Below are 13442 nucleotides of genomic sequence, written 5' to 3'. Positions count from 1 at the left end.
GCATTGTCCGGCGCCTTTTCTTCTAGAGCTGGTGCCCGGTGCGGTCGCGTTTCGTCGCGAGATACCGCTCATTATATTTGTTCGTCGGCAGGGCGAGAGGCAGTCGTTCGGCGACCTCCACGCCTTCCTTTTCCAGTCGGGCGACCTTTTCCGGATTGTTGGTCATCAATCGGATGCGCGGGATGTGGAGCAGGTCGAGCATTCGCCCCGCGATCGCGAAATCGCGCGCCTCGACCGGAAAACCAAGCCGCAGGTTCGCATCGACCGTGTCATAACCCTGATCCTGTAGCGCATAGGCGCGCAGCTTGTTGACCAGGCCGATCCCGCGGCCTTCCTGTCGAAGATAGAGCAGCACCCCCCAGGGGGCATCGGCCATCGCGTGAAGCGCGGCATGAAGCTGCGGTCCGCAGTCGCATTTGAGGCTGCCCAGCACATCGCCGGTCAGGCATTCGCTGTGCAGCCGGACGACCGGAGGATTGCCGTCGCGCTTGCCGACGATCAGCGCGACATGGTCGGAGGCTTCCTCGGGCGAGCGGAAGGCGATGATCTCTGCGGTTTCGCTCGCCTCGACAGGCAGCCGCGCCCGCGCCGCGATTTCGAGACGGGCAGGGTCGAGCAGGGCCGCAGCGTCGGCAACATCGCAGGCGGTTTCCGCATCGTCGCCGGACGCATCGCGCACGAAGAATGCCGGCAACAGGCCGGCGTGCCGCGCCATCGTCATCGCCGTCGCGGCAGCGCTCTCTCCGCCCGTCGCGATCGTCTGGAACGGTCCTTTCAGCGGATTGGCGAGGTCGAGCGCCGGATCGGCGATCGCAAGCGCTGCGGCGACCGTATCGGCCGCCCCCGCCAGCCGCACCGGCCCCGGCGTTGCCGCCACGCGCTGGTTGGTGAGCTTCAGCGTCACCGCGCGTTCGCCGGAGAGCAACACGTCGGTACTGCCGAATTCGGCGAGCGCTGCGTCACGCGCGCTTTCGACCGCGAGCAGGTCGAGCGCCCCATCGGGGCTTGTCACCCGAAATGGCCAACCGCGGCGCAGCGCGTCGATGGCGCGCGCCGCCCTTCGGGCACCTTCGCCGCGTGCGTCCTCGCTCAAAAAGCGAACTCCGTCACGATGGGAATATGATCCGATGGCCGCTCCCAGCTCCGCGCGGGCTGGACGATACGGTGCGCGACGGCTTTCGGCATCAGGTCGGGCGTCACCCACATATGGTCGAGGCGGCGGCCGCGGTTCGACGCTTCCCAGTCCTTCGCGCGGTAGCTCCACCAGGTGTAGAGGGGCGTCGGCGCCGCGACGAAGTGGCGGCCAAGATCGACCCAATCCGACGCCGCCTGCAGGCGGGCGAGTGTTTCGACTTCGATCGGCGTGTGGCTGACCACATCGAGCAGGGCCTTGTGGTTCCACACATCGCTTTCTAGCGGCGCGACGTTGAAATCGCCCGTCAGGACGGTCGGCGTATCGACAAGCGCGCTCGACCATTCGGTCATCCGGCCATAGAAGTCGAGCTTCTGCCCGAATTTGGGATTGAGATCGCGGTCGGGGATGTCGCCGCCGGCGGGGATATAGACATTGTCGAGCCGCACGCCCGACGGCAATGTCACACCGACGTGCCGCGCTTCGCCGTTCGCCTGCCAGTCATATTTGCGAATGTCGGCCAGCGGGATCCGGCTGACGATCGCGACGCCGTGATGCATCCGCTGTCCGTTGGTGACGATGTGCGTATAGCCAAGCTGTTCGAACATCCCCTTTGGGAACAGGCCGCATTCGACTTTCGTTTCCTGCAGGCACAGGACGTCGGGCGCCTCTTCGCGGAGGAATTTCTCGACGATACCGATCCGCGCGCGGACGCTGTTGATGTTCCACGACGCAATGCTGGTGTTGCTCATTCGAACGGCTCTATCCATGCGGACGAGGCGGCGCAACGGCGCGCGGGCGGAATCTGGTTCGCGCAAACATAAACCCCCGTTCCAGGGGCGGTGGAACGGGGGTTCAAGGTCAGCGTTCGTCACGCTCTTGAATGAAGACACCGGGCAGTCCGGATGGGGCAACAGGGGGAAACCCAAAGCCGGGGCCGTGTTGGCGCCTTCGAGAGTTGGAATACCCCAGCTTCCCTGTCGCCAAGCTGAACAAGCGGCGGCGCGCCGCCGTTCGTCGGCCAGGTCGGGCCGTTCGTCGAAGGCCGGGCGCCCCATGGCAGCTTGGCGCCCCTCGGTGCGGTTACTTCCGCTGGCGCGGGCGCGGGTCGGTCCATTTGAATGCGGAATCGGCGACCGCGACGTTGAACTTCTGATTCGAAAGATCGATGCGGGTGCGGTTGTTCTGCGAATCCAGCGCGACCCAGCCACGCAGGCGCAGACCCGAAGGAGCCGATCCGTCGCGGACGAAGACCATCGTGATCGTGCCATATTCGGGCCGCTTGGGGTCCTTGACCTCGACGCTCACCACCTCGTCGCTGCCCGTCGGCAGCACCTTGGCATATTTCGTCAGGTCGCGGTCGGGATCGAGCAGCGCGCCCAGAGGCGAGTTCTTCACCGGCCAGCTTTGTACCTGCTTCACCTGATAGTCGATCATGGTCAGGCGGCTGCCGTCGCCGACGATCAGCAGCGGAACGTCCTTTTGATACTGGAACCGGATCTTGCCGGGGCGCTTGAGCGTCAGTTTGCCCGACAACCGCTGGCCGTTGCGATCGGTCTGGACGAAATCGGCGGTCATCGAACTCGTCGCCTTGAGGTGCGACTGCACCGACGACAGGGCATTCGCCGATTGCGCGATCGCGGGAACGGCAAGCGCGAAGCCAAAGCCGGCGAGCGGCACAAGTGTGCAGGCGGCAAGAGGGGCGAGGGGCGTCTTCAAGATCATCTGACTCTCATTTTCATTTCGGCAGCCTGCTCTGGCCATCGGGCGTTGAACTCGGACTGAACCGCCGCTTCATTTTCCCGTCATCCCGGTCTGCTCCGGGACGGCGAAGGGGCTATCGCGGCTGGCCGTACTGGTCGGTCAGCACGTCGCGGCGCCCGACATGGTTGGGCGGACTGACGAGGCCTTCCTCTTCCATGCGTTCGATCAGGCGGGCGGCGCTGTTGTAACCGATGCGCAATTGGCGCTGAAGCCAGCTCGTCGATGCTTTCTGGCTTTCGACGACTATCTGACAGGCCTTGGCATACATCCGATCCTCGGCGCTGTCGCCGCCGGTCGGCGCCCCTTCCATGGCGAAACCGCCATCCTCGGGGTCCTCGGTGACGCTTTCGATATAGTCGGGGCGGCCCTGTCCCTTCCAGTGATCGGCGACCGCCCGCACTTCGTCGTCCGACACGAATGGCCCGTGAATGCGGGTGATCTGCTTGCCGCCGGGGACGTACAGCATGTCGCCCTTGCCCAGCAGTTGTTCGGCCCCTGCCTCGCCCAGGATGGTGCGGCTGTCGATCTTCGAGGTGACGTTGAAGCTGATGCGCGTCGGCAGGTTTGCCTTGATGACGCCGGTGATGACGTCGACTGACGGGCGCTGCGTCGCGAGGATCAGGTGGATGCCGGCCGCGCGCGCCTTTTGCGCGAGGCGCTGGATCAGGAATTCGACTTCCTTGCCGGCGGTCATCATCAGATCGGCGAGCTCGTCGACCACTACCACGATCTGGGGCAGCGGCGCATAATCGAGCGTCTCTTCCTCATAGACCGGCTGGCCGGTATCGGGATCATAGCCGGTCTGGACGCGGCGGCCGAGCGACTTGCCTTTCGCAAGCGCGCCGCGGACCTTGTCGTTGTAGGAGGCAAGGTTGCGCACCGACAGCGACGACATCATCCGATAGCGGTCCTCCATCTGCTCGACCGCCCATTTCAGGGCGCGGATCGCCTTTTTCGGCTCGGTTACCACGGGCGCGAGCAAATGTGGAATATCGTCATAGACGCTGAGTTCCAGCATCTTGGGATCGATCATGATCATCTTCACCTGATCGGGACCCAGGCGATAGAGCAGCGAGAGGATCATGGCGTTAAGCCCGACCGACTTACCCGAACCCGTCGTACCCGCGATCAGCAGGTGCGGCATCGGGGCCAGGTCGGCGATCATCGCGTCGCCGCTGATATTCTTGCCGAGGATGATCGGCAGCGCGCCGGTCTGATCCTGGAACAGCGCGCTGCCGATGATCTCGTGCAGCACCACCGCTTCGCGGTGCGCATTCGGCAGTTCGATGCCGATCACGGTGCGTCCCGGAATCGGCGCGATGCGCGCGGACAGCGCCGACATGTTGCGCGCGATATCGTCCGCGAGGTTCGACACGCGGCTGGCCTTCGTGCCGGGTGCGGGCTCCAGCTCGTACATGGTGACGACCGGGCCGGGCCGCACCGCGGTAATCACGCCCTTGACCTGAAAATCCTCAAGAACCGACTCGAGCAGGCGTGCATTGCGTTCGAGCGCGGCCTTGTCGATCTGACCCGCCGGCCGGTCGGGCGCGGGGGCGAGCAGGTCGATCGACGGCAGTTGATAGTTGGTGAACAGCTCGGTCTGCGGCTTGGTTTTGGGTTTCGTCGGGGCCGACCGCTGGACGGGTTCGGCGATCTCGGGCGGGGCGCGGTCGCTCGGTTCGGCGCGCGGCCGCGGGCGGATGACCCGCTCCATCAAATTGGGCGCTTTCGTGCCGGTGTCGATCTCGCGCGTCGGCTCTACAACGCGGCTACCTTCGGCGGCCGGCAATTTGAAACGCTGTGACCAGCCCTTTTCGAGGCGGAGCGCGCGCCAGGCGAGCCAGATCCCGATGCCGAGCAGGAACAGGATCGTCGCAAAGCGGATCAGCGCCGCGGCGGGATCGCCGGCCAGCGCGAACCAGGGGGTGATCGCACCGCCGACGACCAGCGCGATGATGCCGCCCCAGCCGGCGGGCAGCGGCGATCCGTTCGCCGGCGCCCACAGCTCGGCGCCGAGCCCGGCGAGCAACAGGCCCGCAAAGGCATAAGCCAGTTGGCGGAGCCAATAGGGCTGCGGCGCGCCCGTCCAGAGTCGCCACGCCATAAGCCCGAGCAATGGAATGAGGAGGGCGATCGGGGCGCCCCCGATCGACAGCCCCAGATCGGCGAACCAGGCACCCGCCGCGCCCATCCAGTTCGCCGCGCTGCCGCCCGCCGCTGTGTTCAGCGCCGCGTCGGTGCTGTCATAGGTCAGGAGCGCAAGCGTCAGGAACAGGGTGAAGGCGGCGAGCGCCACCGACGCCGCCAGCACGAGGCTGCGGGCGATGCTTTGCCGGAAAACGGTGCGCCAATCGGCCTTCGCGGCGATGGGCTTGCGGCTGGCCATGCTGAAAACGGTCCCCATGAGTTAGCCATCGGGATATGCACATGCGCCGGACTCGCCGTCAAGCATGGCGGGCGGGTCGCCCACAGCCTTTCCAATCGTCCGGCGGCGGGCTAGGGCACCTTCATGAGCGAAACCCTGCACAGCGATGTCCTGATTTCGGGCGGCGGTCTTGTCGGCCAGGTGCTGGCGCTGGCGCTGGCGCATCACGGCCTGTCGTCGCAGGTGGTCGATCCGGCCGATCCGGTCGCCACGATCGCACCGGGCTTCGATGGCCGGGCGTCGGCCATTGCCAGCGCGACCTGGCAGATGTTCGAAGTGCTCGGGCTCGCCGACCGGCTCGCTGGGCACGGCTGTGCGATCCATGCGATCAAGGTCAGCGATGGCGGGCAGGCGGGCGAACTGGACTTCGTCACCGCGCCCGAAGACCGCGCGCTCGGGACGATGATCGAAAACCGTCAGCTCCGTCTCGCATTGGCGGCCGCGCTCGCCGAAGCCCCGCTGGTCCGTTTGTTCATGCCGTCGACGGTCACCGACCGCACGGTCGATGCGCATGGCGTTACGCTGACGCTCGCGGACGGCACGACGCTCGCGGCGCCCGTGCTGATAGTCGCCGAAGGGCGCCGTTCGCCGACGCGCGATGCCGCTGGCTTCAGTATCGCGAACTGGTCCTATCACCACCACGCGATGATCGGTGCGGTCGCGCACAGCAAGCCGCACGGCAGTGTCGCCCACGAGATTTTCTTCCCATCGGGGCCGTTTGCCCTGCTGCCGCTCGTCGACGATGAACAGGGGCGGCATCGGTCGGCCTTCGTCTGGACCGTTTCCGAAAAGGATGGGCCGGGTTTTGCGAAGCTTGGTGACCGCGGCTTCGTCGCCGAGCTCGAAAAACGTGCGGGCGACCCGCTCGGGACGATGGACCTCGTCGCGCCGCGCATGACCTATCCGCTCGGTTTCCATCACAGCGCGACGATTGTCGCCGATCGCGTTGTCCTCGTCGGCGATGCGGCACACGGCATCCATCCGATCGCGGGGCAGGGACTCAATCTGGGCCTTCGCGACGTGGCGGCGCTGACCGAGGTTCTCGTCGAAGGTGCGCGTCTGGGGCTCGATCTTGGCGATGCCGCCCTGCTCGCGCGGTACCAGCGCTGGCGCGGGCTCGACAGCCTGATGGTCAGTCTTGCCACCGACGGCCTCACGCGCCTGTTCGGCATCCCGGGACGCACGGCGTCGGCGGTCCGGCGGGCCGGGCTGGGCGCGGTGCAGCGCCTTCCGATCCTCAAACGCTTCTTCATGGACGAAGCACGCGGCGAGGCGGGGGACTTGCCCCGCTTGCTTGCGGGCACCGAAATCTAGGTATTTCTACCTAGCCGGTCATCGCGCCGGCGCTAACCATCCAGCCATATCCCTGTCCCGGTGGACGCTTCGTCCGCGAGGGAGGAATGCGATATGTCGGCGAAAAGTGACGCTCTCGAAGCGGCGGTGCTGGCGCTGATCGAGGCAAGGACCGCACTCGACACCTCGCCCCGCGCCCGATCGAGAGTTGACCGCGCGTTCGAGCGGCTCGCCGCGCTGGCCCGTCCGCGCATCCGGCATTTTACCCGCCTCTATGGTCTTTCGGACGTCGCCGACGATGCAGAGCAAGTGTGCTGGATCGCGCTCCACCGTGCCGCCGAACGCTATGATCCGGCACGGGCGCGTTTCACGACCTATGTGAACTGGCAGCTGCGTGCTGAGTTGCAGACGCTTCGCCTCCGCCTCATCGGCGACCAGCGATGCGCCGGGCGGCGACAGGTTCAGGCGATGCTGTCGTACGAAGCGCTCGCCGAAGACGGCATTGACGAATGGTTGGCCGACCCCGATGCGGAGGCTGCCGTCGAACGAGGGGCCTCCGACGGGTTGGCCGCGTTGCTGGCCGACCGATTGGTCGCGGACTGGGCGTCGCATCGACAGGCGACGCTGTCACGCTCGCCGCGCGGGGCCGCAGCGCCCGACCGGGTCGCAGCGAGGGTGCGGCACGAGCGCACGCTCGTCCGGCGTCAATTTACCTATACCGACAGCCTCGTCGAGCGGTTGGGCGAGGCCGACCGGCATATCGTGCGCCGCGCTATCGCGGACATGGCCCGCATTGCGGGGACCAAACCGCACTAAATCATTGCAGGGTCGCGCGCCCGTCGTCGCCGTCGAAACGGCCGAAGAATTGCATCATCTGGACGACGAGGTCGGCGCGGGCGCCGATGGGTGTAGCCTCGAGGAGAGCTTGCTTTGCCGCAGCGTCAAAGGGGGCGACCTGCGCGATGCCGTTGACCAGCGTCGCATCGTCGAGCTGTCCGACCGAATCCCAGTCCACGACATAGCCCTGCCGCGCCGCAAACCGCTTTGCCTCGCGCTCGAGGCTCGCGCGTTCGATACTCGACAGAACAGCGTCTTCTTCCGCTTCGATCTCGATTTCGGCCTCGATCTGCCGGAACGGCGTCGTGACATCGAGTTCGCGGCGGACGCGAAAACGCGCGACGCCTTCCAGCACCAGATTGAAACGCCCCTCATCCAGCGCTTCGACGTCGATGATCCGGCCGATGCAGCCGATATCGTAGAGCGCCGGCGGCTCACGAAATTCCTCGCCCGGGATCTGCCGCGGCTGGATCATCCCGATCTGCCGGTCGCGTGCGAGCACTTCCTGCACCATCGCCTTGTACCGCGGTTCAAAGATGTGAAGCGGCAAATGCAGCCCAGGAAACAGCACGGTACCGGGCAGCGGGAAGATCGCAATCCGCTGGATGGTCAAAGGCGCAGCGTCGGGCATCAGCCGAAAAGGATCAGCGACAGGCGGCGGCGTTGCGCGGCGACCCACGGATCCTCCAGTCCGACCGCCTCGAACAGGGCGAGCAGCTTCGCGCGGGCAGCCCCTTCGTTCCACTCGCGATCGGCGGCAACGATATGGAGCAGATTGTCGGCCGCGGCATCGCGGGCGCCTGCGCCGATCTGCGCCGCAGCAAGGTCGAAGCGGGCCTGATGATCGGCGGGATTCGCAGCAACAGCCGCCTCGAACCCCGCTAGCTCTCCCGCGTCGGGGGCGTCGGCCGCGAGCGATAGCGCGCTTTTTGCCTGTGCGATCGCTGCATCGTCGGCGATGTCGCGGGGAACTGCATCGAGTGCGGCCTGCGCCGCCTCGGTGTCGCCCGCAAGGATCAGGGCGCGGATCAACCCGCCATGCGCCGGGGCATTGTCGGGCGCCATCTCCACGATCTGCGCGAAAATGCCGACCGCGCGTTCACCGTCACCTTCGGCAAGGACGCTCTCACCCATCTCGATCAGCGGTGCGATCTCGACCGCGCGCGCGCTTGCCTCGCTTTCGATCGGCAATTGGGCGAGCAGTTGGTCGAGGATTGTCTTCAGCTGGCTTTCGGTGCGCGCATTGGTCAGGTTCGCGACTGGCTGGCCCTGGAAGATCGCATAGACTGTCGGGATCGACTGAACCTGGAACTGCCCGGCGATGAAGCGATTCGCATCGACATCGACCTTCACCAGGACCACGCCCTTGTCCGCATAATCCTCGGCTACCTTTTCGAGAACCGGGCCAAGCTGCTTGCAGGGTCCGCACCATTCGGCCCAGAAATCGAGAATGACCAACTGCGTCATCGATGGTTCGACGACGTCGCGGCGGAACGCTTCGACGGCTTCCTTTTCCTCGCTGTTGAGACCGAGAGTAGCCACGGGACCTGTGCTCCTTGTCATAGGGATATGCGCTTATGTGGGATTTGGCGGCGATATGCCAACCCTTCGGCAAAAAACGCAAACAGGGCTTGCCGACTCCATAAGCCGATGCTAATCGCGCGCCTCACCCGCTGGCACCCACCCGGTCGCCAGCCGCCAGAGCGGGCGTAGCTCAGGGGTAGAGCACAACCTTGCCAAGGTTGGGGTCGAGGGTTCGAATCCCTTCGCCCGCTCCAGTTTTCCTAACAATTTCAGACACTTACGCCGAATGGCGGCGTAATACGCGTCGTTACGTGGGCTCGATTTTTGCCTCGCGTAATAAGGACGTAATATGATGGGAGCGAGCTGTCGGGTGCCTCTAGGGCAGGATCGGCGACGTTGTTCGCAGAGGTCCGAACATTCTTCCGCCGATCCGACACGCCTCACATGCTCTAATCTTTCTGCTGTTTGGCCTCTTGGCGGGCGTCGCGAAGGATTTCGATGCCGCCCTTGATCGCGATCAGCGCAGTCGCAAATCCAACCAGAAGGTCCGGCCAGTTCGTACCGAGCCACCAGACGAGGACACCCGCGATCAGGATGCCGCCGTTCGAGATGAAGTCGTTGTAGCTGAAGGTTGTCGCGGCTCTGAGGTTGACGTCCGGATCCTGAATGCGCTGCAAGAGCTTCAGACAAGCATAGTTCACCACCGCAGCGACGGCCGACATGATCATCATTGTCGGACCGATCGGTTCGCTGCCTTCGAAATAGCGCCGTCCTACATCGAACAGGACGCCGGCCGCGAAGACCAGCAGCATGACACCCGATGCCGTGGCAGCACGGGTTTTCCATTTCAGGCCGTGGCTGAGCGCAACGAGGCTCAAGGCATAGACCGCGGCGTCGGACAGATTGTCGAGCCCATTGGCGATGAGCGCGCTCGAATCGCCGAGCCCGCCGGTTACGAGGAAGGCGATCGCGATAGCCGAGTTCAGGACGAGAACGATCTGGAGCGTTCGCTTTTCGCGTTCGCTCCCGGATGCTTTTTCATTCATTGCAAGCTCCTCAATCCTCACCATCCCTAAAAGGAGGCGGAACCCGCTTGGGTTCCGCCCCAGTCAGCACTCTCGGTTGCCGCCGACAGGGGGGAATGGCGGCCATCTGGGAGTGTCTCAGCCTTCGGGGCTGGGGACGCTGCTCGGGCGCGCCAGCTCTTCCTCTTCGGCCTTCGCGGTCCGTCGATGGACCAGGAGGTACAGGGCCGGCAGCACGAGCAAAGTCAGGATCGTCGACGAGATGATCCCGCCGATGACGACAGTTGCCAGCGGCCGCTGCACCTCGGACCCAGCCCCGACATTGAGCGCCATCGGTACGAACCCGAGCGACGCCACCAGCGCCGTCATCATCACCGGTCTGAGGCGGGTCAGCGCGCCTTCGCGGATCGCCTCGACGAGCGCTTTTCCGCGTTCGCGCAGATCCTTGATGAAGGATAGCATCACCACGCCGTTCAGCACCGCGACCCCGGACAAAGCGATGAAGCCGACGCCCGCCGAGATCGATAACGGAATGTCGCGCAGCGCCAGCGCCGCGACCCCGCCCGTCAGCGCCAGAGGCACGCCCGAGAAGACGATCGCAGCATCGCGCACCGTGCCGAACAGCATGAACAGCAGCCCGAAGATCAGCAGCAGCACCAGCGGCACGACGATCTGGAGGCGCTCGGTCGCGGACTGAAGCTGCTCGAATGTGCCGCCATATTCGATGTAGTAACCATCGGGCAGCACGACCTCAGCTTCGACCTTTTGCGTGAGCTCGTCGATGAACGAGCCCAGATCGCGCCCACGAACATTCGCCGTGATCACCGCGCGGCGCTTGCCATTTTCGCGGCTGATCTGGTTCGGCCCCGCCGCGAGCGATATCTCCGCCAGCTCCGAAAGCGGCACGAAGCCGCCGGCCGGAAGTGCAACGGGGAGATTGCCGAGCGACGCGAGATCGGTGCGAATGGCCTCGGGAAGCCGGACGATGACGTCGAAGCGGCGGTCACCCTCGAAAAGCTCGCCGGCCTGACGGCCGCCGGTCGCTGTCGAAACCGCATCCTGCACCGTTTCCATGCTGACACCGTAGCGCGCGAGCTTGTCGCGATCGGGCGTGACCGAGAGCATCGGCAGGCCGGTGACCTGTTCGAGCTTCACGTCCTGCGCGCCCGCAATCCCGCCCGCGACTTCCTCGATCGCCTGCCCCGATTCGAGCAATTGATCGAGGTCGTCGCCGAACAACTTGATCGCCACGTCGGCGCGAACGCCGGCGATCAGCTCGTTCATGCGCATCTTCACCGGCTGGGTGAACTCATAATTGTTCCCTGGCACCTCGTTCGCCGCCTTGTTGAGTTCGGCAACGAGCTGGTCGCGCGTCTTTCTCGGATTGGGCCATTCCTTCCGGTCCTTGAGCATGATGAAATTATCGGCGACCGACGGGGGCATCGGATCGGTCGCTACCTCGGGAGTGCCGATCTTCGCGAACACCCGCTCGACTTCGGGGAACTGCCTGATCCTCTTCTCCAGCGCCTCCTGCATCGCGATCGACTGGGTGAGGCTCGTCCCCGGAATGCGCATCGCGTGCATCGCGATATCGCCTTCGTCGAGGTCCGGGATGAACTCGGACCCGAGACTGGTCGCCGCCACGCCGCTCAGCGCGACAAGCGCCAAAGCACCAGCCAGCGCAGCCTTCGGCCAATTGAGGACGCGGTCGAGCATCGGGCGGTAGCCCTTGCCGAGCCCGCGCATCAGCCAATTTTCCTTTTCTTCGACCTTGCCGGTCACGAACAGCGCCACCGCGGCCGGAACCAGGGTGAGCGACAGCAGCAGAGCGGCGGTAAGCGCGAGGACGACGGTGATCGCCATCGGATGGAAGGTTTTGCCCTCGACGCCCTCGAGCGCGAAGATCGGCAGATAGACTGCGGTGATGATAATAATGCCGAAGATGCTCGGCTTGATCACTTCTGCGCTTGCGGAAGCGACTAGGCCGAAGCGCTCGTCGCGGTCGAGCAGGCGTCCGAGCCTGTGCTGAGCCTCGCCGAGCCGGCGGAGGCAGTTCTCGACGATGATGACGGCCCCGTCGACGATGAGGCCGAAGTCGAGCGCCCCGAGGCTCATGAGGTTTGCCGATGTCCGCGTCTGGAGCATGCCCGTCAGCGTCATCAGCATCGCGACCGGAATGACCGCCGCCGTGATCAGCGCGGCCCGGAAATTGCCGAGCAGCAGGAACAGGATCACGATGACGAGCAGCGCGCCCTCGGCGAGATTCTTCTGCACCGTCGAAATCGTCCGCTCGACGAGCGCGGTGCGATCGTAGAGCGGCTTGGCAACGACACCCTTCGGCAACGCACGCGAGGCTTCGACGAGGCGTTCGGCCGAGGCCTGCGCCACCACGCGCGGATTCTCGCCGATCAGCATCGAGACCGTCGCGAGGACGACTTCCTTGCCATTTTCGGTTGCGGCGCCTGTGCGGAGCCCCGAGCCGATCGCGACATCGGCGACGTCGGCGATCCGGATCGGAACCCCGCCGCGGGTGGTGACGATGATCTGCGACAGGTCACGCTCATTATTGGCCTGACCCGGCACGCGGATCAGAATCTGTTCGCCGCTGCGCTCGACATAACCGGCCCCGCGGTTGGCATTATTGGCCTCGAGTGCGGTGACGACATCGTTGAGCGAGAGATTGAGCGAGGCGAGCGAGGCCGGGTTGGGTGTCACATGATATTGGCGGGCATAGCCGCCGATCGTGTTGATCTCGGCGACCCCCGGAATCGTGCGCATCTGCGGCCGGATGACCCAATCGGACATCGTCCGGAGGTCTTCCGCCGTATAAGGCGTGCCGTCGGGTTTTCGCGCGCCCGGTTCGGCCTCGATCGAGAACATGAAGATTTCGCCGAGGCCCGTCGAGATCGGGCCCATTTCGGGCTCCATCCCGGGCGGAAGCTGGCCGCGCGCGGCCTGGAGCCGCTCGTTGACCTGCTGGCGCGCGAAATAGATGTCGGTCCCGTCCTCGAAGACGACAGTGACCTGGCTCAGGCCATAGCGCGAGATCGACCTGGTATAGTTGAGGTTCGGGATGCCCGCGATCGCGGTCTCGATCGGATAGGTGATGCGCTGCTCGGACTCGAGCGGCGAATAGCCTTCCGCCTTGGTGTTGATCTGGACCTGGACGTTGGTGATGTCGGGAACGGCGTCGATGGGCAATTTGGTCGCGCTCCACGCGCCGATCGCGCAGAGGAGCGCGACCACCGCGAGGACGAGCCATCGTTGCCGGATCGAAAAGCCTATGGTTCTGGCTAGCATGTTATCCTGCTCCCCGATCAATGGTCGTGGCCCGCGCCGGACTTTTCGATGTCGGCGCGAACGAGGAAACTGCCCTTGGTGACATAGGCGGTGCCGGGCTTGATGCCCGACAGGACCTCGGTCCATTCGGGCGACGAACGGC

10 protein-coding genes, 1 tRNA gene and 1 pseudogene are annotated in these 13442 nt (G+C 65.1%); 3 read left to right on the top strand and 9 right to left on the bottom strand.

All coding sequences use genetic code 11. The features are described from left to right. Nucleotides 1–22: 22 nt before the first annotated feature. The 4 genes from ribA to JNM03_RS11340 form a co-directional block, all read right to left on the bottom strand. Complete coding sequence (ribA, locus tag JNM03_RS11355) at nucleotides 23–1093, bottom strand: GTP cyclohydrolase II (RefSeq protein WP_294036691.1); 1071 nt, start codon at nucleotides 1091–1093, stop codon at nucleotides 23–25. After that, complete coding sequence (locus tag JNM03_RS11350; protein ID WP_294036690.1) at nucleotides 1090–1884, bottom strand: exodeoxyribonuclease III; 795 nt, start codon at nucleotides 1882–1884, stop codon at nucleotides 1090–1092. The genes ribA and JNM03_RS11350 overlap by 4 nt, the downstream gene beginning before the upstream one ends. Nucleotides 1885–2215: 331 nt before the next feature. Continuing rightward, on the bottom strand, nucleotides 2216–2857 hold the full coding sequence (locus tag JNM03_RS11345; protein WP_294036689.1) for an outer membrane lipoprotein carrier protein LolA: 642 nt from the start codon (nucleotides 2855–2857) through the stop codon (nucleotides 2216–2218). 112 nt (nucleotides 2858–2969) lie between these two features. Further along, nucleotides 2970–5282, bottom strand: a complete 2313-nt coding sequence (locus JNM03_RS11340) for a DNA translocase FtsK 4TM domain-containing protein (RefSeq protein ID WP_294036688.1) — start codon at nucleotides 5280–5282, stop codon at nucleotides 2970–2972. 123 nt (nucleotides 5283–5405) lie between these two features. Here JNM03_RS11340 and JNM03_RS11335 point away from each other — a divergent pair, with 123 nt between their 5' ends. Beyond that, on the top strand, nucleotides 5406–6635 hold the full coding sequence (locus JNM03_RS11335) for an FAD-dependent monooxygenase (protein ID WP_294036686.1): 1230 nt from the start codon (nucleotides 5406–5408) through the stop codon (nucleotides 6633–6635). 93 nt (nucleotides 6636–6728) lie between these two features. Continuing rightward, nucleotides 6729–7430 carry a sigma factor gene (locus tag JNM03_RS11330; RefSeq protein WP_294036685.1) on the top strand — a complete coding sequence of 234 codons (702 nt, stop codon included), beginning with the start codon at nucleotides 6729–6731 and terminating at the stop codon, nucleotides 7428–7430. 1 nt (nucleotide 7431) lies between these two features. Here the strand turns inward: JNM03_RS11330 and JNM03_RS11325 are convergent, their stop codons facing one another. Both JNM03_RS11325 and JNM03_RS11320 read right to left on the bottom strand, forming a co-directional pair. Continuing rightward, complete coding sequence (locus tag JNM03_RS11325; RefSeq protein ID WP_294036684.1) at nucleotides 7432–8082, bottom strand: LON peptidase substrate-binding domain-containing protein; 651 nt, start codon at nucleotides 8080–8082, stop codon at nucleotides 7432–7434. Next, entirely contained in the window at nucleotides 8082–8993 is a 912-nt protein-coding gene (locus JNM03_RS11320; RefSeq protein ID WP_294036682.1) for a tetratricopeptide repeat protein, read from the bottom strand. Before JNM03_RS11320 ends, JNM03_RS11325 begins: the two co-directional genes overlap by 1 nt. Before the next feature lie 161 nt (nucleotides 8994–9154). Between JNM03_RS11320 and JNM03_RS11315 the strand changes: the two genes are divergently transcribed. Further along, a tRNA-Gly gene (locus JNM03_RS11315) sits at nucleotides 9155–9229 on the top strand. 195 nt (nucleotides 9230–9424) lie between these two features. Here the strand turns inward: JNM03_RS11315 and JNM03_RS11310 are convergent. The 3 genes and pseudogenes from JNM03_RS11310 to JNM03_RS11300 form a co-directional block, all read right to left on the bottom strand. Further along, nucleotides 9425–10021, bottom strand: coding sequence for a cation transporter (locus JNM03_RS11310; RefSeq protein ID WP_003046522.1), 597 nt, complete (start codon nucleotides 10019–10021; stop codon nucleotides 9425–9427). Between the two features lie 117 nt (nucleotides 10022–10138). Beyond that, entirely contained in the window at nucleotides 10139–13300 is a 3162-nt protein-coding gene (locus JNM03_RS11305; RefSeq protein ID WP_037553392.1) for a CusA/CzcA family heavy metal efflux RND transporter, read from the bottom strand. A gap of 17 nt (nucleotides 13301–13317) precedes the next feature. Next, nucleotides 13318–13442: pseudogene (locus tag JNM03_RS11300) on the bottom strand (HlyD family secretion protein); the annotation flags it as partial.

The organism is Sphingopyxis sp. (assembly GCF_016793825.1).
GTDB lineage: Bacteria > Pseudomonadota > Alphaproteobacteria > Sphingomonadales > Sphingomonadaceae > Sphingopyxis.
This window is presented reverse-complemented; position numbering and strand designations above follow the sequence as displayed.